This is a genomic window from Albidovulum sediminis, assembly GCF_025380365.1.
Lineage (GTDB): Bacteria > Pseudomonadota > Alphaproteobacteria > Rhodobacterales > Rhodobacteraceae > Albidovulum > Albidovulum sediminis.
The window spans coordinates 454592-476972 of sequence record NZ_JAOCQF010000003.1; the positions used below are offsets into that span (position 1 = coordinate 454592).

The following is a 22381-nucleotide window of genomic DNA, read 5'->3' on the forward strand; positions in this document are numbered from 1 at the left end:
CAGAGCCGGGGGGAGCATGGCCCAATCAAATCCACCGGGCGCCGGTTTCGACCCCGATGCGTTCGATGGCGAGCGCGTCCGGCTTCGCACGCTGATCCTGCTGCGATGGGCCGCGATCGCCGGACAGGTCGCCGCGCTGACCGTGGCCTCCGGACCCCTCGCGCTGTCGATCCCGCTCGGCCCCTGTTTTCTCGTCGTCGGGATTGCGGTTGCGGCCAACATGGTGGCGATCACCGTGTTCCCCGAGACCAAGCGGCTGTCCGAAGGCCAGACAATGGCAATCCTGCTGTTCGACACCGGGCAACTTGCGCTTCTGCTCTCGCTCACCGGCGGGCTGTCCAACCCCTTCGCCTTCCTGATCCTTGCCCCTGCGACAATAGGCGCCACCGTGCTTGGGCCACGCCCGAGCGGCGCGGTCGCGCTTGTAACCATCGCCCTCGTCACGCTGGTCGCAGCCTTTCACCTGCCGCTGGCCACCGCCGACGGGGCGGTGCTGTCGCTGCCGCCGATCTTCGGGGTCGGGCACTGGCTGGCCATCGTCATCGGTGTGACCTTCCTGACCATATACGCCGGGCGCGTCGCGTCGGAGATCCGCTCGATGGGGCGGGCGCTCCTGGCCACGCAGATGGCGCTTGCGCGGGAGCAGAAGCTGACCGATCTGGGAGGTGTCGTCGCCGCGGCCGCGCATGAGCTTGGAACCCCGCTTGCCACCATCAAGCTGGTCAGTTCGGAACTTGCGGACGAACTGGGGGACCGGCCCGAACAGCGGGATGACGCGCTTTTGATCCGGCGCGAGGCCGATCGCTGTGCGGAGATTCTCCGCTCGATGGGGCGGGCCGGCAAGGACGACCTTCACCTGCGGGCCGCCCCCCTGTCCGCCGTCCTGCGCGAGGCGGGCGAGCCCCACCTGGACCGCGGGCGCGGCGTGCGCTTCGACCTGGCGCCTGCCACCGGGGCTTCCCTGCGCGAGCCCAGCATCGGGCGCCGGCCCGAGATCATCCACGGGCTTCGCAATCTGATCCAGAACGCCGTCGATTTCGCCCGCGCCACTGTCTGGGTCGAAGCCCGCTGGAGTGCGGACCGCCTGATCCTGCGGATCATGGACGACGGGCCGGGCTTTCCGCCGCATCTGCTGGGCCGCATAGGCGACCCCTTCCTGCGCAGGCGCCCGGCGGAAGTCGCGCCCGACCGACCCGAGTACGAGGGCATGGGACTTGGGCTTTTCATCGCCAAGACGCTTCTGGAGCGGACCGGCGCGGAGATCACCTTTGCCAACGGCAGCGATCCCTTTCTGGCCGAATCCGAACGTCCGGAGCGCTGCGGTGCCATCGTGCAGGTGGTCTGGCCGCTGTCCCGCATCGTGCGGCCGACCTCCGAGCCGCTGGGAGAAAACATAAGACACTGAAATGGCCACGAAATCGCCCGGATTGGTTAATCCGTCGTTAACCAATCTGCGGTGAGTCTGCGACATCGGGGGTAATGAATTGGGGATGCGACATGCCCTCGTCGTTGGTGCTGGCCGTTCTTGTCACGACTTCGGCCTTTTCGGCCGCGCTTTTCGGGCTCATGGCCATTGCCATGATCGACAACTGGCGCTGTGCGCGTTTGCGCCGCGATGCGAACAGCTCCACCGCCGAGCCTTATGTGTTCCTGTTCGACGATCACGACCTGATCGACGCCAGTACGCCGGCACGCGCACTGCTCAGAAGCCTGCCCACCGGGTCCAGCGACTGGAACCGGCTGGTTGCCTTCCTCGCGCCGCGGTTTGCGGGCTTCGCAGCCTCGTCGAACGCGGTTCCGGGGCCGGAGGGGCAGGAGTTCCGGTCGGCTGACGGCAGCGTGCTGGAGTTTACCGGCGGCGCGGGCCTGCCGCATCGTCTGCTTCTCCTGCCCGGCGAGGGCGCGGGGCAGGACCTGCGGATCGACGCGCTGTGCCACCGCGCGCAGGAGGACGAGGTTGCCAGTCTGCGGGACGTGTTCAACGCGCTGCCCATGCCGGTCTGGCGCACCGACAGCGAGGGGACCGTGATCTGGGCCAATGCTGCCTATCTTTCGGTATCCGCCGCGGCGGCCGGCTGCCTTGAGGAGGAGCTGTCATGGCCCCTGCCGAACCTTCTGGACCTACTGACGTCAACGCGCGATGTCGGGCCGCGCCGGATCGCCGTGCCGGGCCCGCAGCGGCGCTGGTTCCAGATCGACACCGCCCCCAGCGGGGATTTCCTTCTGCATGTCGCCACGCCCTGCGATGCCCTGGTTCGGGCAGAAACCACGCGCGACGAGCTGATGCAGACGCTGGCGAAAACCTTCGCGGACCTGCCCATCGGATTGGCCGTGTTCGACCGGCAGCGGCAGCTTGCGCTGTTCAACCCGGCCCTGTCGGACCTGACGGATCTGGGCCCGGAGTTCCTGACGATGCGGCCGGGGTTCCACGACTTCTTCGACCGCCTGCGGGAAAAGCGCATGATCCCGGAACCGCGGGACTATCACGGCTGGCGGCAGGCGATCGCCGACATCGAAACCGCAGCGGCGGCGGGGCATTACGAGGATACGTGGAACCTTCCCGCGGGGGCGACCTACCGCGTCACCGCACGGCCGCACCCTGACGGCGCGCTGGCGCTCTGGTTCGAGGACGTGAGCGCGGACATGTCCCTGACCCGCCGCTTCCGGGCTGAGGTCCAGACCTGTCAGGCGGTGTTCGACAGTCTTGACGTCGCGGTTGCCGTGTTCTCCGCCGCGGGCGTCATGACGCTGTCTAACACGGCCTTTTCCGATTTCTGGGGGTTCGAGGATTCGGTCGCGACGATCCCCGTGGATGCGGCCGATCTTGCGGCGCTCTGGCAGGCGCAGACCGAACCGACGCGGGTGTGGGATGATCTCGTCCGCTACCTTTCCGAACTTGGCGAGCGGGAGCCGTGGCGGGCCGAGGTTCGGCGGCTTGCGGGTCTGTGCGTGGTGCTGGATGCCCGCCCGCTCAGCGGTGGCTCGACGATGGTGGAGTTCCGGACAGAGGGGGCCCGCCACGTTCCACGATGCAGCCAGCCGGGGATGGGCGCGGTGCCGGCGATCTGAAAAGCCGGCGGCAAAAGTGCCCTTGCCGCGGCGCCATGCGCCGCTAAAAGTCGGGGCATGCACCCTGATAGCGCCTCTCAACCCGAGCTGAAGATTCACCTTGCGTCGACAGAGGCGACCGATGCCCTGGCACAACGGCTTGCGCCCCTTCTCGTTCAAGGGGACATACTTCTGCTCGAAGGCGACATCGGCGCCGGCAAGACGCATTTCGCGCGCGCGCTCATCCAGGCGCGACTTGCGGCAGCAGGCCGAAGCGAAGACGTGCCCTCGCCCACCTTTACCCTCGTGCAGACCTATGAGGCCGACGACACCGAAATCTGGCACGCAGACCTTTACCGGCTAACCGGACCGGAAGAGGTCTGGGAACTTGGGCTGGATGATGCCTTCCGCACGGCAATCTGCCTGGTCGAATGGCCGGACCGCCTCGGGCCCGCGCGGCCTGCGGATGCCCTGTCGCTTCGCTTTGCCGTGCTGCCCGACGACACGCGGGTGCTGACCGTCTCCGCCGACGGACCGCGATCCGGTGCCCTGCTCGGCGCGCTGAAAACGTGGGGCGGCCGGTGACGGAACGCGGCGGCGCCATCGAAGACTTTCTCCGCCGTGCCGGATGGTCGCGGGCGTCGCGTCACCCGCTGGCCGGGGATGCGTCAGCCCGGCGCTACGAGCGCTTGGTCCTGGACGGGCAGACGGCGATCCTGATGGACGCGCCGCCCGACCGGGGCGAGGATGTCGGGCGCTTCGTCCGCATGGCCAACTGGCTGCTTGCACAGGGTTACTCTGCCCCGAAGCCGATGGCGCAGGACCTGTCGGAGGGTTTTCTTCTGCTTGAGGATATGGGCGACGACCTTGTCGCCCGGCTGACGGCGGCAGACCCCTTGCGCGAGCGCGAACTTTACGCGGCTGCCACGGATTTTCTCGTCGACCTCGGCACCCGCCCGGTTCCCGGCTTCGTTCGCCCGCTCAATGCGGACGCCCTTGCGGCCCTGCTGACCTGGCTGGGCGAATGGTACATGCCAGCGATGGCGGCAGACCCCGCCGCGGTTGCGGAGGTGCCCGCCACCTTCGCGAGGCTTTACCGGGTACTTGCCCGCGATGCCCGCCCCGTGCTGTCGCTTCGCGACTTTCACGCCGAAAACCTGATCTGGCTGCCCGAACGGCAAGGCTGTGCCCGGCTGGGGCTTCTCGACTTCCAGGATGCCGTCGCCGCGCATCCGGCCTACGATCTCGTCTCGCTGCTCCAGGATGCCCGCCGCGAGGTGAGCTTGGCGACGGAAGCGGCGATGATCGAGCGATTCTGTGCCGCTTCGGGCTGGAACAGAGACGATTTCGGCGCCATCTACGCCCTTCTGGGCGCGCAGAGAAGCTTGCGCATCCTTGCCGTCTTTGCCCGGCTTTGTCTGCACCTCGGGCGGCCGCGGTACCTCGACTTCATGCCCCGCGTCTGGGGTTATCTGCAACGTAACCTCGCGCATCCCGCCCTGGCGCCGCTTGCCGCGGCCCTGGCCGGATTGCCCGCGCCGACCGAAGCGGCGCTCACCCGCTTGAAGGTAGATCGACCATGCCCGACGCGCTGATGCTTTTCGCGGCCGGACTGGGCACGCGCATGCGCGAACTGACCCGGGACCGCCCGAAGCCGCTGATCGAGGTTGCCGGCCGACCTCTGATCGACCATGCGCTCGACATCGCCCTGTCCGCGCGGGTGGCGCGTATCGTCGTCAACGTCCATTATCTTGCCGAACAGATCCGGGCCCATCTGGCGCACCGCCCGGTGATCCTGTCGGATGAAACCGCGGCACTTCTGGAGACCGGTGGCGGGTTGGCCCATGCGCTGCCACTTCTGGCCGCCGATCCCATCTTCACGATGAACACAGACGCCGTCTGGACCGGCGCCAATCCCCTTGACGAACTGCGCACCGCCTGGCTGGGGCAGGAGGAGGGGTTGCTGCTTCTGGTGCCGCGCGAGGCCGCCACCGGATACGCGGGCAGGGGCGATTTCGATCTGGATGACGCCGGGCGCGTGGTCCGTGGAACCGGCTATGTCTACACGGGCGCTCAGATCCTGCGAACGCCACACTTTGCCGCCCGCGCGCCCGGCGCCTATTCGATCAACCCTGTGTGGGACGAGATGATTGCCGAAGGATCCCTATTCGGCGCCGTTCACGCGGGCGGCTGGTGCGACGTCGGACGGCCCGAAAGCATTGCGCTGGCCGAGGCGATGCTCCACTCTTCCCGCGATGTTTGACCGCGCCCATTCGCCCCGCCTGTTCGCCCTTCCCCCCGGAGCCGATTTCCCGGCGCGTCTGGTCGAAGGGCTGATATCGCGACTGGCGCACGAGCCGCCCGAGGCGATGGCGCGGGTCACACTTTACCTCAGCACGGCGCGGATGCAGCGCCGTGTGCGCGCGCTGTTCGACGGGCAGGGCGCGCGCATCCTGCCGCGGATCAGGTTGGTTGCCGATCTTGGCCGCGATCCCCTTGCCGGGCTTCCCCCCGCCATTCCGGCGCTGCGCCGTCGCCTGGAACTGGTGGAACTGGTGCGCGGGCTGGTGAAGACCCTTCCCGACTTCGCCCCCGGCACGCCGGTTTTCGGCCTGGCAGACAGTCTCGCGCGCCTTGTCGAGGAACTGGAAGCCGAGGGCATTGCCCCCGCGGCGCTGGAGAATCCCGCGCTGGCCGAGAACCACGCCGCGCACTGGGAACGGAGCCTGGCATTCCTGCGGATTGTCGGGCGCTGCGTGGACAACAGCGCGGGCGAGGGCCGCCCCGGCACCGATGCGCGTCAGCGCAGGATCGTTTCGGCCCTGTCCGACCTCTGGCAGCAGGCCCCCGCCCAAGACCCGATTATCGTTGCCGGTTCGACCGGGTCGCGCGGGACAACCGCGCTTTTGATGGCGGCGGTGGCACGCCTTCCACAGGGCGCCGTCATCCTGCCGGGTTTCGACTTCGACATGCCTGCCGAGGCGTGGCAAATCCTGGAAACCGGCCCCGCTCCCGGCGAGGATCATCCGCAGTATCGGTTTCTGAAACTTGCGCGCGGGCTTGGGGTGACGCCGGACCACATCCACCCCTGGGCCGAAGGCGCGGCACCGGATCCGTCGCGCAACCGGCTGGTGTCCCTGGCGCTTCGTCCCGCACCCGTCACCGACCGATGGATGGCCGAGGGCGGCGGACTGGGCGACCTGCGCGACGCGGTGCGGAACGTCGCCCTGATCGAGGCCCCCGATCCGCGGTCCGAGGCGCTGGCACTGGCACTGCGGCTGCGCGAGGCCGTGCAGACCGGGACCCGCGCCGCGCTGATCACGCCCGACCGGACGCTGGCCCGGCGCGTCACCGCTGCGCTTGACCGGTGGGGCATTGTGCCGGACGACAGCGCGGGACAGCCGCTCAACCAGACGCCGCCGGGGCGCTACCTGCGCCAGGTGGCCGACGCCGTCGGGCAGAAGCTGACCTCCGAGGCGCTGCTGGCGTTGCTCAAGCATCCGCTGACGGCGACGGGTGCAGGGGATCGCGGGAACCACCTGCGGTTCACGCGGGATCTGGAACTGGCGATCCGTCGGTCGGGCCCGCCGTTCCCGACCGGCGAGACCATCGCCGCCTGGGCTGCCGCGCGCGGAGAGGCCGAGCGCCTGGCTTGGGCCGACTGGCTCTCCGGATGCCTTGGCGACCTGGAAAACCCGGCCCCCCGTCCGCTGGCCGATTGTGTCGCGGCCCATCTTGCGCGCTCCGAAGCCCTGGCCGCCGGCCCGGGGGGCGATCGGGCCCGGAGCGAGCTTTGGCAGGACGAGGCCGGGCGTGCCGCGCGTCTGGCGATGGACGGGCTTGCGCGCGAGGCAGAGAATGGCGGCCTTTACACGCCTCGACAGTACGGCGAACTTGTCGCCGGCATCCTCTCGACAGAAGTGGCACGCAAGACGGAGGGCGCCCATCCGCTGATCGCGATCTGGGGCACGCTCGAGGCGCGGGTGCAGGGCGCAGATCTGGTTCTTCTGGCCGGCCTCAACGAAGGCACATGGCCCGAAGCGACCCCGCCCGACCCCTGGTTGTCGCGCCAGATGCGGCTCAAGGCCGGTCTTCTGTTGCCGGAACGGCGCATCGGGCTGTCGGCACATGATTTCCAGCAGGCGGCGGCAGCCCCCGTAGTGGTCCTGTCGCGCGCCGCCCGCGACGACGAGGCCGAGACGATCCCTTCCCGTTGGCTGGCGCGCCTCACCAACCTTCTGGGCGGCCTGCCCGCGAACGCCGGTCCCGAGGCCTTGGGCCAGATGCGGGACCGCGGTCAGGCTCTCCTGACGCTTGCGCGGATGTTGGAGAAGCCCGGAATTACTAAGCCGGCGCCACGACCGGCGCCGCGCCCGCCGCTGGAGGCGCGGCCGGCCGAACTCCCCGTCACCGCGATCCGCACGCTGATCCGCGACCCCTACGCCATCTATGCCCAGCGCATCCTGCGGCTGCGCAGGCTTGACCCCCTGCGGGCCGAACCGGATGCGCGCATGCGGGGCACTGTGCTGCACGACATCGTTCACGACTTCATCCGCAACCGGCCCGAGGTCGAGCCTGCCGCCGCGGCAAAGGCCCGCCTGCTCGGCAGCGCCGAAGCCATCCTGACGCGGGAGATCCCCTGGCCCTCGGCCCAACGCCTGTGGCTGGCGAAGCTGGCGCGCATCGCCGACCGCTTCGTCGGCGCCGAAAGCCGGCGTGCCGGCCGGGGAACCCCGGTCGTGCTGGAGGAAAAGCACCGGCTGGCAATCCCCGAACTGGGCTTCACGCTGACAGCCAAGCCAGATCGTATCGACCTTCTGGAGGACGGGCGGGTCCACATCTATGATTACAAGTCCGGCCGTCCGCCCAGCCCGGATCAACAGAAGCATTTCGACAAGCAGTTGCTGCTCGAGGCTCTGATGGCCGAGCGTGGTGCCTTCGCGCCGCTGGGTCCGCGCGAGGTGGAAGGCGCGACCTACATCCACCTCGGCGGCGAGGGCCAGGACAAGCCGACGGACCTGACGCCGGACCTGCTTGACGAAACCTGGCGCGGGCTGACCGAACTGATCCGGGCCTACCACAGGCGGGACAAGGGCTACATCGCCCGCCGGGCCGTGTTCGAAAGCCGGTTCGAAGGGGATTATGACCACCTTGCCCGCTTCGGCGAGTGGGAAATGGGGGATGCATCGCATCCGGAGAATGTCGGATGATGGACGACGCTACCCGCGCGCAGGTACGCGCCGCCGATCCGCTGGCCTCGACCTGGCTTTCCGCCAATGCGGGCTCCGGCAAGACCCGCGTGCTGATCGACCGCGTCGCGCGCCTGCTGCTGCAGGGCACCGAACCGCAGCGCATCCTGTGCCTGACCTACACCAAGGCCGCCGCCAGCGAGATGCAGAACCGCCTGTTCGACCGGCTGGGTCAATGGGCCATGCTGCCTGAGCCGGAGTTGCGCGACGCCCTTTCCAGCCTAGGCGCCCCCGGCCCGGTGAATGCCACGGCGCTGGCGCAGGCCAGACGGCTGTTCGCCCGCGCCATCGAGACGCCCGGCGGGCTCAAGATCCAGACCATCCATTCCTTTTGCGCCGCGCTTCTGCGCCGCTTCCCGGTCGAGGCCGGGGTGTCGCCGGACTTCAGCGAGCTTGACGACCGCACCTCTGCCCTTCTGCGCGAGGAGATCGTCGAGGAACTGGCCGCCGGCGACGACGTCGACGCGGTCGATGCGCTGGCGAACCTGGTTTCCGGTGACGATCTGGACGGTTTTCTGGGCGATCTGGGCCGGAACAGTGACTTTTTCGCGCACCCGCTGATGCGCGACGAAGCGCTGAGTCTCTTTGGTCTTCCGGCCGGATTCGACTGGCCGAATCTGCTTGCCTCGATCTTCAACGGGGATGAGGCTGCGCTGTTCGCCTCCCTCGTTCCAATCCTTGAAACGAGCGGCGCAACGGACAGTCGCGCGGGTCGGCGGCTTGGCGCGCTCGATCTTGCCGCACCCGGGCCGGACACGCTCAAGCTGCTGGAGGATGTGCTGCTGACCGGCTCCGGGGCCAAGGTACCGTTCGCCGCCAAGATCGACAGCTTTCCGACCAAGGCCCTGCGCGAAGGGAGCGCCGCCGCCTTTGTGCCCGAACTGCAGGCGCTTATGCTGCGGGTCGAAGGGGCCCGGCCCAGGCGCCTGGCCCTTGCCGCCGCCGAAAAGACGCTGGCACTGCACCGTTTCGCGGGCGCTTTCCTGCCGCGCTACGCCGCGCGCAAGGCGCTGCACGGCTGGCTCGACTTCGACGACCTCATCAGCCGCGCCGCGGCCCTTCTCGGAGATCGGGAAGTCGCTTCCTGGGTGCTGTTCCGGCTGGACGGCGGGATCGACCACGTGCTTGTCGACGAGGCGCAGGACACCAGCCCCCGCCAATGGAAGGTCATCGAACGTCTGACGGAGGAGTTCACTTCGGGCGAGGGCGCGCGCGGAACCGGGCGCACCATCTTCGTCGTCGGCGACAAGAAGCAGTCGATCTATTCCTTCCAGGGCGCCGACCTGGAGGAGTTCGACGGCATGCGCCTGCATTTCGCGGCGAGGTTCAAGGCCCTTGGCCGCGGCATGGAACAACTGGAGCTTCTGCATTCCTTCCGTTCGGCCGATGCCATCCTGCGGGTGGTCGACCTGACTTTCGACGACCGGGTGAACCGGGGGCTTGGCGGCTCTCCCCTCCACCGGGCCTTCCATATCGACAAACCTGGCCGGGTCGATCTCTGGGCGCCGGTCCCCAAACCCGCGCGGGTCGAGCCCGACAAGTGGTTCGATCCGGTCGATGTCCTGCCCGAAGCCCACGAACATGTCGTGCTGGCCCGCAAGATCGCCGCGGAAGTCCGCCGCATGATCGACGCGGGCACCTGCATCATGGGCAAGCACGGCCCTCGCAAGATCCATGAGGGCGATTTCCTGATTCTCGTGCAGCGGCGCAGCGCGCTGTTTGGCGAGATCATCCGCGCCTGCAAGGCAGCGGGCCTTCGCATCGCGGGCGCCGACCGTCTGAAGCTTGGCGCGGAGCTTGCGGTCAAGGATCTGGCCGCACTTCTGAACTTCCTCGCCTTGCAGGAGGATGACCTTTCACTTGCGGCCGCCCTGCGCTCGCCCCTGTTCGGCTGGACCGAGGCGCAACTTTACGACCTGGCCCACGATCGCGCCGACAGGGCATTCCTGTGGGAAGCGCTGCGCGGCCGGCGCGAGGCGCATCCCGAAACGCTCGCCATCCTCGACGACCTGCGGAGATGGGCCGACTTCCTGCGTCCGTTCGAGCTTCTTGAACGGATCCTGACGCGGCATGGCGGCCGAAAGCGCCTGCTGGCCCGGCTGGGACCGGAGGCGGAGGACGGGATCGACGCGCTTCTGGCGCAGGCCCTGGCCTATGAACGGACGGAAGTGCCGAGTCTGACGGGGTTCCTGGTCTGGATGCAGACCGACGAGGTCGAGGTGAAGCGCCGCCTCGACAATGCCGGCGATGCGCTTCGCGTGATGACCGTGCACGGGGCCAAGGGGCTTGAGGCGCCGATCGTCATTCTTCCCGACACGGCGAAGCGGGGTGAACAGACCCGCGACGAGATTTACGTGAACGGGCAGGGCATCGCGCTGTGGAAGACCCCGGCGGCCGAAAGCCCCGCGCTGATCTCCGACCTGCGCGATGCCTTCAGGGAACGCCAGCGGCAGGAGCGGATGCGGCTTCTCTATGTCGCGATGACGCGGGCGGAAAGCTGGCTGATCGTCTGCGCCGCGGGCGACACCGGATCCGGCGAAGACAGCTGGCATGCGCTGATCGACACGGCGCTGGAAAAGGCGGGCGCGGCCCTGCATCCCGCGGAAGGGGGCGCGTGGGATTTCGGCGCCGGCAAACGCTTCGAGCTTGGGCACTGGCCGGCACCTTCGCCTGAAGATGCCGAACCGGCGCGGACCGCCGCCGAAACGCCGACTGAGCCGGACGCCTGGATGACCGATCCCGCGCCCGTCCCGCCGGAAGCGCCGCCGCCCCTGTCCCCGTCGGCGCTGGGCGGGGCAAAGGCGCTGGCCGGCGAGGCGGGTTTGGACGAAGAGGAGGCCAAACGTCGCGGCACCTGCATCCACCTGCTGCTGGAGCATCTGCCATCCTGGCCCCGCGACCGCTGGCCGGAGATCTCGGCGACATTGCTGGAAGCCGAAGTTGGCGCCAATCCGGCTGAATCAGAGACGTTTCTTGCGGAGGCGGCGCGCGTCCTCGACTCGCCCGATCTGGCCGCGATCCTGCCGGACGCGCTGCGCGAGGTCGAACTGACCGCGGAGCTAGAGGAGTTGGGGGGGCGCAGGCTTCACGGCACCGTCGACCTGCTTCTGGTCCGCGGTCGGCATGTTCTTGCCGTGGACTACAAGTCCAACGCCGTGGTGCCGGAGAACGCCGAGTCTGTCCCCGAAGGCATCCTGCGGCAGATGGGCGCCTATGCCGCCATGCTGGCGCCGATCTACCCCGACCATGAGATCGAAACCGCGATCCTGTGGACGCGGACCGGTCAGCTGATGCCATTGCCTCTCGATATCGTGAGGGGAGCGTTGCTATCGACCCCAACAGCTTGACGGCGGCGCCGCGGCTTCATACCTTCTGGCCAACGCATTCCCCTTAGGAGCCCCATCATGGCCACCGTCGCCGTTACCGATTCCACCTTCGATGCCGAGGTCCGGCAGTCCGACATCCCGGTTGTCGTCGACTTCTGGGCCGAATGGTGCGGCCCCTGCAAGCAGATCGGCCCCGCGCTCGAAGAGCTTTCGGCGCAATACGCCGGCAAGGTCAAGATCGCCAAGGTGAACGTGGACGAGAACCCGAATTCGCCCGCCCAGATGGGTGTGCGCGGGATCCCGGCGCTGTTCCTCTTCAAGAACGGGCAGGTGGTGTCGAACAAGGTCGGCGCCGCGCCCAAGGCCGCGCTTCAGAACTGGATCGAATCCGCGATCTGATCTCCGGAACGTCTCCAAGACTGGGGCGCCTTCGGGCGCCCCTTCTGTTTGTCGCGGTTGCGGCGCACGTCCCGGCCCGCCATATAGGGCGGTGAACCGGATGGAGGGCGCGATGGCCGAAGACAGGTTTCCCGGCTGGCACGGAACGACGATCCTGGGCGTGCGCAGGGGCGGAGAGGTCGTGGTGGCGGGCGACGGGCAGGTGAGTCTCGGCCAAACCGTGATCAAGGGCACCGCCCGCAAGGTCCGCAGGCTGTCGCCGGGCGGGCGCGACGTGGTCGTGGGCTTTGCCGGATCGACCGCCGACGCCTTCACGCTGCTGGAACGGCTTGAAAAGAAGCTCGAGGCGGCTCCGGGCCAGTTGACCCGCGCCTGTGTGGAACTGGCCAAGGACTGGCGGACCGACAAGTATCTGCAAAAGCTCGAGGCGATGCTGATCGTGACCGACGGGGTGACGCTTCTGGTCGTGACCGGCGCCGGCGACGTTCTTGAGCCGGAGCATGACGTGGCCGCCATCGGCTCGGGCGGGAACTTCGCCCTTGCCGCCGCGCGGGGGCTGATGGAAACCGACCTGACGGCAGAGGAGACTGCCCGCAAGGCGATGGCGATCGCGGCCGACATCTGCGTCTACACCAACGGCAACCTGACGGTGGAGAGGATCCGTGGCTGAGGCACCCGAAGGCATGGACCCCGCCGACATCCGCGCGGCTGTCAAGGCGGGCATCCTGACTTCGGCGCAGGCGGCCGAACTGAAGGCGCTGAGCGACGCGCGCGCCGGCCGCATCGCCGGGCGGGTGCGGGAAGACGAGCCCTTCGAGTTCTTCAAGGGCTTTGCCGAGATCTTCGTGGCCGTGGGTCTGGTCATTCTTCTGGGCGGGATCGCGCTTCTGCTTGGCGTGATCGGCGGGGTCGGGATACTGATCGTCATTCCCGCGATCCTGGCCGCAATCTCGTGGTGGATGGCGCGCTTCTTCACCCTGCGCTGGCGGATGAACCTGCCCTCGATGGTGCTGGCCAGCGCCTACGCCGGCGGCATCTACGTTTCCTTGCTGACCGTACTCGGCCAGTCGGACATGGGGCTGAAATCCGTCGCGATCCTGTCCGCCGCCGCGGCCGCGATTGCCGCGGGGCTGTGGTATCGCCGCTTCAAACTGCCCTTCTCGATGTTCATCCTCGGCAGTTTTGCCCTTATGGCGACCTACGCGCTGTTCACCCGGTACAATCCCGGCGGCAATTTCGAGGATATCGACAGCTGGGCCCAAAGCTTCGTTCCGCGCGCCAACCTAACCCTGGCGTCGCTGGTCTTCGGCATCGCCGCCTTTGCCGGTGCGATGGCCTTCGACCTGCGCGACCCGCATCGCGTCGGGCGGCAGTCCGCCACCGCCTTCTGGCTGCACCTTCTGGCAGCGGGGGCACTCGTGAACGCGGTTGCCGGCAATATCTGGAACAGCGGCGGCGGCGCGAACATCCTGCCGACCGTCCTGGTCCTGACGGCCTTTGCCGTGGTGGCGCTGGTGATCGATCGGCGGTCCTTCCTGACGGCGGGGATCGTCTACATCGCCGCCGTGATCTACTGGGCCGTCGCCGGAGAGGGCGAGGCCAGTCTGCGGGACTGGGCGCTGATCCTGATCCTTCTTGGCTCTTTCTTCACTCTGCTCGGCACCTGGTGGATTCCGCTGCGGCGCCGGTTGATGCGCGCGCTTCCGGATTTTCCCGGCAAGGACCGCCTGCCCCCCCACTCGGAGTCGCCATGACCAGCCTCACCCCGCGCGAGATCGTATCGGAGCTTGACCGCTTCATCATCGGCCAGAAGGACGCCAAGCGCGCCGTCGCGGTAGCGCTGCGCAACCGCTGGCGGCGCAAGCAACTGCCCGACGACATCCGGGACGAGGTCTATCCCAAGAACATCCTGATGATCGGCCCGACCGGCGTCGGCAAGACCGAGATCTCGCGGCGGCTGGCAAAGCTTGCCAAGGCGCCGTTCCTGAAGGTCGAGGCGACGAAGTTCACCGAGGTCGGCTATGTCGGCCGCGATGTGGAACAGATCGTCCGCGACCTTGCCGACGCGGCGATGATCGAGACCCGCGAACGCATGCGCGACGAGGTAAAGGCGCGCGCGCACAAGGCCGCCGAGGATCGCGTGATCGAGGCCATCGCCGGTGCGGACGCCCGCGAACAGACGCGGGAGATGTTCAGGACGCGGCTGAAGAAGGGCGAGCTTGACTCGACCGTCATCGAGCTTGAACTGGCCGAGGCCGCGCCGCAGATGCCGTTCGAACTGCCCGGTCAGCCGGGAATGGGCGTGATGAACCTGGGCGATCTGTTCGGGAAGGCCTTCGGCGGGCGCAAGACACGCAAACGCCTGACGGTGGCGGAAAGCTACGACCTGCTGATCTCGGAAGAGGCGGACAAGCTTCTGGACGATGAACAGGTCAAGCAGGCGGCGCTTGAGGCGGTGCAGGAAAACGGCATCGTCTTTCTGGACGAGATCGACAAGATCTGCGCCCGCGCCGAAACCCGTGGCGCCGATGTCAGCCGCGAGGGCGTGCAGCGCGATCTTCTGCCCCTGATCGAGGGGACGACCGTTTCGACGAAGTACGGGCCGGTCAAGACCGACCACATCCTCTTCATCGCCTCGGGCGCGTTCCACATCGCCAAGCCGTCGGACCTGTTGCCGGAATTGCAGGGGCGCTTGCCGATCCGGGTGGAACTGCGCCCGCTGACGGAAGAGGATTTCGTCCGCATCCTGACCGAGACCGACAATGCGCTGACCCGGCAATACACCGCGCTCATGGGAACCGAGGATGTCGCCGTGACCTTCCGCGACGACGGCATCGCCGCGCTGGCGCGGATCGCCGCCGAGGTCAACCGGAGCGTGGAGAACATCGGGGCACGGCGGCTATACACAGTGATGGAACGGGTGTTCGAGGAACTCAGCTTCACCGCGCCGGACCGCGCGGGCGAACAGGTGACCGTCGACGCGGCATTCGTGGAGCGCCACCTTGGCGATCTGTCGAGAAGCGCCGATCTTTCGCGCTATGTTCTTTAAGGCGGCCGCTTCGGGGGTCCGGATGAACCGCATCGCCTTCGCCGTTCTCACCGTCGCGCTCCTGACCGGCTGCACGCCGCGCGGGGCGGTGGTCATTGAGCCCGCCGCCGCGCGCACCGGTGCGGTCGAGACGGTGTTCATCGGGACCACGCGCGCGCCCGACCCGGAAAGCGGAGAGCCCTTCGGCTTCGGGCGGACCGAGGAAACCCGCTTCGTCCGTCTGGATGTCGCCGTTCCGCCTGAACGCGAGCCCGGTGAGATCGACTGGGCGCCCAAGGGGCGCGCGCCCGACCTCAGCCAGGAGTTCGTGGCGACGGCGCAGGACGTCTTCGCCGGGCCCGGGGCGTTCCGGACGGAACTCGCGCGGGACCTTCGCCGTCAGCCCGCGGGGCGGCGGGAGGCGATAGTGTTCGTTCACGGCTTCAACACCACCTTCGCGGAAGGCGCCTACCGGCTGGCGCAGCTTGGCCACGACCTGAAGATCGGCGCGACGCTTGTCCACTACTCCTGGCCGTCGCGCGCGCACCCGCTCGGATATGCCTATGACCGCGACAGCGTTCTGTTCGCCCGCGACGGCCTGGAGGACCTGCTGCGCGAGGTCACCGCTGCGGGTGCCAACCGGATCGTGATCGCGGCGCATTCCATCGGTTCGCTTCTGACGATGGAAACGCTGCGGCAGATGTCGGGGCCGCAGGACGCCCGGGTTCGCGACAGCATTGCCGGTGTGATTCTCTTCTCTCCCGACATCGACGTCGAACTGTTTCATGCGCAGGCCCGCGCCATCGGCGATCTGCCGCAACCCTTCCTCATATTCACCTCGAAGCGGGACAAGGCGCTGGCACTGTCGGCGCGACTGACTGGGGAACGCGACCGCCTGGGCAACATCGACAGCGCGGCAGAGGTGGCGGACCTTGCGGTGACGGTGATGGACACGACCGCCTTTTCGACCGGGACAGGCCATTTCGACGCCGCCCATTCGGCGGCACTCCTCTCGGTGCTGGGGCAGGTCGCGGCGGCGGGCAGTGTGCTGGAGGGCGAGGGGCGGATCGGCTTCCTGGCCGGGTCTGTCGTGACGGTTCGCAACGCCACGCAGATCATCATGGCGCCGGTCGCCGCCATGTCCGGCCTTGGCAACTGATCAGCGCGCGCGGCGCAGATAGACGTAATACGCCCCGGCACCACCATGCTTCAGATGCGCCGTCGCGACCTGGAGCACGAGCGGCCTGAGCGGCGGCTGGCTGAGCCAGTGGGGAACCTCGTGCCGAAGCGCGCCGATCCGTGCGGGGATGGGGCCGGGTTCGTCCTTGCGCTTTCCCTTGCCGGTGATGACCAGGACAAGGCGCCGCCCCTCGGCATGCGCGTTCAGGATGAAGCGGACAAGCTCCGGCCGGGCCTCGGCCAACGTCATCCCGTGCAGGTCGATCCTGCCCTCTGGCTTCAGGCGCCCGCGCGTCATTGACCGGTAGGCGGCGCTATCCATTCGCACGGTCTGCCGTGCCAGCGCCTCTTCAAGCGTCGGGGCAAGATCGTCCCTTTGCTTCGCCGCCACCGCCTCTCCGACCCGGAAGGCAGGCAGAATGGTTCGTGGCCGCAGCACCTCGGGCGCGAAGGGTTTCGGCGCGGGCTCTGCCTTGACCGGATGCTCGGGGTGCAGGGCGTGGGCCGTCCGCGCGACCTTCTGCCAAAGCTCCCGCTCTTCCGGGCTGATCGGGCGGGGGCGGCGGGTCACGGGCGAGGCTCGGTTCGGGGGTTAGTCGGCGGAGATCACTCGCCGGTTGCGACCAGTTGCCAGTTCGGGTCGTTGACCCCCATCTTGCGCGCGAAGGTCCAGACATCGCGCTGCTTGCGCGCGCGCTTGGGGTCGCCCTCGACCACGGTGCCGCTGCTGTCGCGTGCCGCCGAAACAATCTCGCCCACGAAGCGCACGCTGATTTCGCCTTCCCGCGTTTCGCGGTCGAACTCGGCCGAATCCAGCGCCAGTTCCCTCAGGCCCAGGAACTCGGCGGTGACGGTCAGTCCGCGGTTGCGCCGGGCGGCGACCGCGCCCGAGAACGCCTCGAACACATCCCGCGACAGGAAGGGGCGGACCGACTCCATATCGCCCTTCTCGAACGCCATCAGGATCATCTCGTAGGCGCCGCGCGCGCCCTGGAGGAATCCGGAGACGTTGAAGCCCGGCTCGACCTCCTTCATGGCGGCAAGCGCGCGGGCAGTATCGCTGCCCTCAGGGGCGTGGTCGATGATATCGCGGTCCGGCCCGCCCTCGATCACCTCGAAGTCACGCCGTCCGCGCCGTTCCGGCAGCGGTGTGGGTGCGGGCGCGGAAGGTTTTTCGAAACCGTCCCGCGTTCCCAGGACGCTTTTCAGCCGCAGGATGAGAAAGATTGCGATGCCCGCCAGTACGAGCAGCTGAATGATCGAACCGTTCATGCGTTTCAGGACCTCGATGCGCAGCGGGTTGGTATCTTCCGCACTTCCCACCTATGTAAGGGACGGGTGCCGTCAAGTCCACCGCACCCGCCAAAGTCGGAGCGTGTCATGTGGCTTCTCGTCGCCTTCATCCTGATCCCGATGATCGAGATCGGGCTGTTCATCAAGGTTGGTGGCCTGATCGGCATCGGCTGGACGCTGGTCATCGTGTTGGCCACCGCAATCGCCGGAAGCTGGCTGGTGCGGATGCAGGGCCTCAAGGCGCTGGCGGAGTTGCGTGGGTCGCTCCGCGATCTGGGCGACCCGACCGAGCCGATCGCGCACGGCGCGCTGATCCTTCTGGCCGGGGCCCTGCTTCTCACGCCGGGTTTCTTCACCGACACGCTGGGCCTTCTGCTTCTGGTTCCGGCGATCCGGCGCGCGCTGCTGCGATATCTGGCCAGCCACGTGCGGATGGAGCGTTTCACGGTCGGAGGAGGCCCGGCCCGGCCGCGCGCGCCTGATGACGTGATCGACGGCGAATTCTCGGTCATCGACCCGGAAAATCAACCCTTGCGGGGACCCTCGGGCTGGACCCGCCATTGAGGCGGCCGGGTCAAGGTGCTAAACCCGCCGCGACCCATTCGGATTTTCCTGGAGATTGACATGGCCGAACCCGCCAACGGCGCCGCACCGCAACCGACCCCGCAGCTGAAGATGCAGGTGCTGGGCCAGTTCATCCGCGACCTGTCGTTCGAGAACATCGTTGTCCAGAAGGGCATCGTCGCAACCCAGGTGCAGCCGGAAATCCAGGTGCAGGTCAGCCTCGATGCGCGCAAGCGGTCGGTCGAACACCAGTACGAGGTCCTGACGAAGTTCAAGATCACCTCGGTCAACGCCTCCGACAAGGCGCCGCTGTTCCTTCTGGAACTGGAATATGGCGGCATCTTCCACATCGAGGGCGTGCCGGAGGAGCAGATGCATCCGTTCCTGATGATCGAATGCCCGCGCATGCTGTTCCCTTACGTCCGGCGCATCGTCGGCGATGTGACGGCCGATGGCGGTTTCCCGCAACTGAACCTCGACACGGTCGATTTCGTGGCGCTCTACCGGCAGGAACTGGCGCGCCGCGCGGCGTCCATCCAGAAGCCCGCCGATCAGCCCGCGAACTGACGGGCCCGCCTTGTCCTCGGGGCTGCATGACCGGATCCCTGCCTGGGCAGACGGCGTGCTTGCCCCGATGGACAAGCTTGAGGTTCACCTGCAGGGCGTTCGGCACAAGGCCGTCTCGGTCTTCGTTCTGGATGGTCCGCGCGTGCTGATCCAGCGCCGCGCGCTGTCCAAGTATCACACGCCCGGGCTGTGGGCGAACACCTGTTGCACCCATCCGCATTGGGACGAGGCGCCGGCCGACTGCGCGACGCGGCGCCTGCGCGAGGAGTTGGGGGTTGTCGGGCTGGTTCCGACGCACGCCGACCAGGTGGAATACCGCGCCGACGTCGGCGGCGGCATGACGGAGCATGAGGTGGTGGACATCTTCGTGGCGGAGGCGCCCGCCGGCCTGCAGGTGACCCCCAACCCGGACGAAGTGATGGACACCCGCTGGCTCACGCTCGAGTCGCTGGTGGCCGAGGTGGCCGCCGAACCGCAAGAGTTCACACCCTGGCTGAAGATCTACCTGGCCGAGTTCCGTGACCGCATCTTCGGCACAGCCGCCTGAGGGTCAGCCGATCTCCATCTCTTCCAGCAGCACCGCCCAGGCCGCGCCGTGCATGTCACGGTCGGCGGCGGTGCCCTGCACAGTCGGGCGCGGGAACGAGAACTTGACGACATCCAGATCGGCGATGTCGAACCGGCGCACATCCGCTTCGGCCACGCCGTAAAGGGCCGCGACGCGGGCGGTTTCCAGTGCGCCGGAGACCCGCGCGAACACCTCGCGGCTTCCGCAGAACACATCTACCGTCAACCAGAATGGCCCTGCGTTCTTGGATCGCACCTTCTGGACGATTGCACCCAACTCAGCCATGACCCACCTCGCTCACCTGCAACCGGAAGGCCGCCATGGGATCGTCAAGCGCCATGACGTGATGGAGGCAGAATTCATATCCCGCCCCGCGCGCCATTTCGGCCGGCGAAAACGGGAAGGCAAAGGTGGGCATGGGTTCGTCTTCGGTCAGGGCGTGATGCAGGAGGTAGGGGTTCAGGATCTTCCCGATCTCGACCGCCTGCGCCTCGGTGGGCGCGGTGACGATTGCCAGCACACCGACCTCGACGGGCACGGTGCGGCCGGTTTCGAGCGGGCCCAGCGTCGCGTCCTGTCCGACAAGGCGCATTTCGATGGTGAACTCCGCCTCTGCAAGGCCGGTCCGATCGACCGCGACCTCGCGGCAGCGGCGCGCGATATCCTCGGCCCAGGCGCGGGCATTGGCGACATAGCGGCGGTCGCGCAGCAACGTCAGGCTGACGACCTGATACCCCGCGACCCGCGCGCCCTCCAGCTTCACCGTGTAACGGCCCGGCACCCAGACGGACCCCTCAACCCGCACCCGCCGATCGTCGAGCGCGATGTAGCGCGACGCGGCAACGTCGAGGTGCCCGCCGGGTTCGTGCAGGATGTAGGGGTCGGTATTCTCGTAAAGCATATGGGCCGAGACGGTATAGGGCGTCGCGCGGGCCGTCGCGCCCAAGGGTTCGAGGGTGAAGCCCCGTTCGTCGAAGTCGATCTGGATCACGCCTGACGCCGGGTTTGTTGTGGCCAGCGCCCCGCATTCCCCCACCTTGGCGCCGTGCCAGGCACCGCCGGCGTCGCAGTTTCGCGCGATCGGCAGCGCGGCGATGATCGCGGTATCGGTCGTGCGGCCGGCAATCACGATGTCCGCCCCGGTGTCCAGCGCGGCGCGGATCTGCTCCACCCCCGCCAACGCGACGATGTTGGTGCAGGAGCGCACCAGGTCTTCGTCGGCCAGGGGTGCGCCGGAGAGCGGCGTCACCCTGCCGGCGCGCATCGCGGCAGCGATGGTGTCTGGCGATTGCCCGGAGTAGAGGCGGGCGACCTTGACCTTCTGGCCAAGTTCCTCAGCCAGTTCGCGGGTGATCTCGAAAAGCCAGTCAACCGCGCTGTCCGCACCGCAGGTTCCTGCGGTTCCGATGACAAGTGGCACGCCAGCTTCGGCACGAGCGAGCATGAGGTCGCGCCATTCCGCCTTTGTCGTGGCGCGCGAATACTTCGACACGCCGCGCCCGAGGTAGGAGGGCCCACTGTCCGTGGACCCCCCGTCAACCGCGATGATGTCAGGGCGGTTCGCCACCCCCCGAGCCAGGGCCGCACGGTCGTAGGCAAGACCGAGTGCCCCGGTCGGGATCAGAACGCGCACCATTTCAGTCCTCGTTCGCGCTGTCGGGCACAGGCGGGCGCTTCAGCATCTTGCGCAGGAACATTGGCGCCAGGAAGCCGAGCACGGCGAAGGCCCAAAGCCCCACGGCAATCGGCGTGGAAAACAGGAACGTCCAGTCGCCGTTCGATATCACCATGGCGCGGCGCAGCGCATCCTCCATCTGCCCGCCCAGCAGGATGCCGAGGATCACCGGCACCGTCGGCACGTCAAGCTTGCGCAGGATGTAGCCGAGGACCCCGAAGGCGATCATCAGGAGCATGTCGAAGTAGCTGCCGGTCAGAGAAAAGATGCCGACGAAGCTGACCATCGTCACCATCGGCATCAGCACCCAGGCTGGCACCATCAGGATCTTCACGAACAGCTTCACCATCGGCACGTTCATGATCAGAAGCACGATGTTGGCGATGAACAGGCTGGCGATCAGGCCCCAGACGATCTCCGGCTGCTCCTTGAACAGGAGCGGCCCCGGCGTAATGTTCAGCGTCATCAGAAGCGCCAGCATGACGGCGGTGGTTCCCGACCCCGGCACGCCCAGCGTCAGCATCGGCACCATGGCGCCGCCTGCGGCCGCGTTGTTGCCGGCTTCGGGTGCCGCCACGCCGCGCGGGTCGCCCTTGCCGAAGTTGCCCTTCGCGCCGACATAGCTCTTTTCCGCCATGTAGGCCATGAAGCTGCCCAGCGACGCGCCGGCCCCAGGCAGAACGCCGGCGACGAAGCCAAGGCCGGTCGAGCGCATCATTGTGCCGAACGTGGCCTTCAGGTCGCCCCACGGGATCGTCAGCTTGCCCAGCGTCACGCCGATGGCGCTGTTGCGCCCATGGCTTTCGATGAAGATGAAGATCTCCGCGATGGCGAAGAGGCCGACGATGGCCACCAGGAAGTCGATCCCGTCCATCAGGTGCAGGTTGCCGCCGGTGTAGCGGGGCAGGCCGGTGGAATTGTCGAGCCCGATCATCGCAAGGCCAAGGCCAAGGCAGGCTGCGAAAGCCGATTTTGCCTGGTTGTTGGATGTCATCCCGCCAAGGGTCGCGAAGGCGAGGAGGTAGAGCGCGAAGTATTCGGCCGGGCCGAAGAGGTAGGCGATGGACGCAAGGATCGGCGCGATGACGACAAGGCCCACGGTCGACAGGAAAGACCCCGTGAAGGACGCGACACCCGAGATTACCAGCGCATCCCCCGCGCGACCCTGCCGGGCCATCGGAAAGCCGTCGAGCGTGGTCATCATCGCCGGTTCGTCGCCTGGAATGTTCAGGAGGATCGAGGATATCCGCCCGCCGTACATCGTGCCGTAGTAGACCGACGTCAGCAGAACCAGCGCCTGCGTGGCGTCAAGGCCAAGTGCGAAGGCCAGCGGAATCAGGATGGCGACGCCGTTCGAGGGGCCAAGACCCGGCAAGGCGCCGATGATCGTCCCCAGAAAACAGCCGCAGAAGGCAAGGAAGAGGGTGTAGGGCGTCAGCGCGACGCCAAACCCCATCGCGAGGTTGGCAAGGGTATCCATGAATC

Annotated in this window: 20 protein-coding genes; 15 read left to right on the forward strand and 5 right to left on the reverse strand. The window is 67.6% G+C overall.

Annotation, left to right across the window (positions count from 1 at the left end; translation table 11 throughout):
- Window positions 1-16 precede the first annotated feature (16 nt).
- From regB to N5I32_RS17230, 12 genes are all read left to right on the forward strand, one after another.
- Window positions 17-1405 carry a sensor histidine kinase RegB gene (gene regB / locus N5I32_RS17175; protein ID WP_261497137.1) on the forward strand — a complete coding sequence of 463 codons (1389 nt, stop codon included), beginning with the start codon at window positions 17-19 and terminating at the stop codon, window positions 1403-1405.
- A 92-nt stretch (window positions 1406-1497) separates the two neighbouring features.
- Entirely contained in the window at window positions 1498-3069 is a 1572-nt protein-coding gene (locus N5I32_RS17180; RefSeq protein WP_261497138.1) for a PAS-domain containing protein, read from the forward strand.
- Window positions 3070-3126: 57 nt separating this feature from the next.
- The gene (tsaE, locus tag N5I32_RS17185; RefSeq protein WP_261497139.1) at window positions 3127-3633 is read left to right on the forward strand and encodes a tRNA (adenosine(37)-N6)-threonylcarbamoyltransferase complex ATPase subunit type 1 TsaE; all 507 of its coding nucleotides are present in this window, start codon (window positions 3127-3129) and stop codon (window positions 3631-3633) included.
- On the forward strand, window positions 3630-4643 hold the full coding sequence (locus tag N5I32_RS17190; RefSeq protein WP_261497140.1) for an aminoglycoside phosphotransferase family protein: 1014 nt from the start codon (window positions 3630-3632) through the stop codon (window positions 4641-4643). Before tsaE ends, N5I32_RS17190 begins: the two co-directional genes overlap by 4 nt.
- The gene (locus tag N5I32_RS17195) at window positions 4628-5311 is read left to right on the forward strand and encodes a nucleotidyltransferase family protein (protein ID WP_261497141.1); all 684 of its coding nucleotides are present in this window, start codon (window positions 4628-4630) and stop codon (window positions 5309-5311) included. The genes N5I32_RS17190 and N5I32_RS17195 overlap by 16 nt, the downstream gene beginning before the upstream one ends.
- Window positions 5304-8258, forward strand: coding sequence for a double-strand break repair protein AddB (gene addB, locus N5I32_RS17200; RefSeq protein ID WP_261497142.1), 2955 nt, complete (start codon window positions 5304-5306; stop codon window positions 8256-8258). Before N5I32_RS17195 ends, addB begins: the two co-directional genes overlap by 8 nt.
- A complete protein-coding gene (addA, locus tag N5I32_RS17205; RefSeq protein ID WP_261497143.1) occupies window positions 8255-11644 on the forward strand; it encodes a double-strand break repair helicase AddA in 3390 nt (1129 codons plus the stop codon). Before addB ends, addA begins: the two co-directional genes overlap by 4 nt.
- Before the next feature lie 57 nt (window positions 11645-11701).
- On the forward strand, window positions 11702-12022 hold the full coding sequence (gene trxA / locus N5I32_RS17210; RefSeq protein WP_261497144.1) for a thioredoxin: 321 nt from the start codon (window positions 11702-11704) through the stop codon (window positions 12020-12022).
- A gap of 112 nt (window positions 12023-12134) precedes the next feature.
- Complete coding sequence (hslV, locus tag N5I32_RS17215; protein WP_261497145.1) at window positions 12135-12692, forward strand: ATP-dependent protease subunit HslV; 558 nt, start codon at window positions 12135-12137, stop codon at window positions 12690-12692.
- The gene (locus N5I32_RS17220) at window positions 12685-13776 is read left to right on the forward strand and encodes a hypothetical protein (RefSeq protein WP_261497146.1); all 1092 of its coding nucleotides are present in this window, start codon (window positions 12685-12687) and stop codon (window positions 13774-13776) included. The genes hslV and N5I32_RS17220 overlap by 8 nt, the downstream gene beginning before the upstream one ends.
- The gene (gene hslU, locus N5I32_RS17225) at window positions 13773-15071 is read left to right on the forward strand and encodes an ATP-dependent protease ATPase subunit HslU (RefSeq protein ID WP_261497147.1); all 1299 of its coding nucleotides are present in this window, start codon (window positions 13773-13775) and stop codon (window positions 15069-15071) included. The genes N5I32_RS17220 and hslU overlap by 4 nt, the downstream gene beginning before the upstream one ends.
- Before the next feature lie 22 nt (window positions 15072-15093).
- The gene (locus N5I32_RS17230; RefSeq protein ID WP_261497148.1) at window positions 15094-16209 is read left to right on the forward strand and encodes an alpha/beta hydrolase; all 1116 of its coding nucleotides are present in this window, start codon (window positions 15094-15096) and stop codon (window positions 16207-16209) included.
- Here N5I32_RS17230 and N5I32_RS17235 read toward each other — a convergent pair whose 3' ends face one another.
- Both N5I32_RS17235 and N5I32_RS17240 read right to left on the reverse strand, forming a co-directional pair.
- A complete protein-coding gene (locus tag N5I32_RS17235; RefSeq protein WP_261497149.1) occupies window positions 16210-16800 on the reverse strand; it encodes a Smr/MutS family protein in 591 nt (196 codons plus the stop codon).
- Window positions 16801-16835: 35 nt separating this feature from the next.
- Window positions 16836-17501 carry a Tim44/TimA family putative adaptor protein gene (locus N5I32_RS17240; protein WP_261497150.1) on the reverse strand — a complete coding sequence of 222 codons (666 nt, stop codon included), beginning with the start codon at window positions 17499-17501 and terminating at the stop codon, window positions 16836-16838.
- A 108-nt stretch (window positions 17502-17609) separates the two neighbouring features.
- On the opposite strand from N5I32_RS17240, the gene N5I32_RS17245 reads away from it, so the two are divergent.
- The 3 genes from N5I32_RS17245 to idi are packed head-to-tail and all read left to right on the forward strand — an operon-like array spanning window position 17610 to window position 19200.
- Window positions 17610-18086, forward strand: coding sequence for an FxsA family protein (locus N5I32_RS17245; protein WP_261497151.1), 477 nt, complete (start codon window positions 17610-17612; stop codon window positions 18084-18086).
- Between the two features lie 60 nt (window positions 18087-18146).
- Window positions 18147-18653, forward strand: a complete 507-nt coding sequence (gene secB, locus N5I32_RS17250) for a protein-export chaperone SecB (protein WP_261497152.1) — start codon at window positions 18147-18149, stop codon at window positions 18651-18653.
- A gap of 10 nt (window positions 18654-18663) precedes the next feature.
- The gene (gene idi / locus N5I32_RS17255; RefSeq protein WP_439648214.1) at window positions 18664-19200 is read left to right on the forward strand and encodes an isopentenyl-diphosphate Delta-isomerase; all 537 of its coding nucleotides are present in this window, start codon (window positions 18664-18666) and stop codon (window positions 19198-19200) included.
- A 3-nt stretch (window positions 19201-19203) separates the two neighbouring features.
- On the opposite strand, the gene N5I32_RS17260 is transcribed toward idi, so the two are convergent.
- Genes N5I32_RS17260 through N5I32_RS17270 form a run of 3 tightly spaced genes read right to left on the reverse strand, consistent with a single transcriptional unit; the run spans window position 19204 to window position 22376 of the window.
- A complete protein-coding gene (locus N5I32_RS17260; protein ID WP_261497153.1) occupies window positions 19204-19506 on the reverse strand; it encodes a DUF4387 family protein in 303 nt (100 codons plus the stop codon).
- Window positions 19499-20857, reverse strand: coding sequence for an acyclic terpene utilization AtuA family protein (locus N5I32_RS17265; protein ID WP_261497154.1), 1359 nt, complete (start codon window positions 20855-20857; stop codon window positions 19499-19501). The genes N5I32_RS17260 and N5I32_RS17265 overlap by 8 nt, the downstream gene beginning before the upstream one ends.
- A gap of 1 nt (window position 20858) precedes the next feature.
- Window positions 20859-22376, reverse strand: a complete 1518-nt coding sequence (locus tag N5I32_RS17270; RefSeq protein WP_261497155.1) for a tripartite tricarboxylate transporter permease — start codon at window positions 22374-22376, stop codon at window positions 20859-20861.
- Between the last annotated feature and the right edge of the window lie 5 nt (window positions 22377-22381).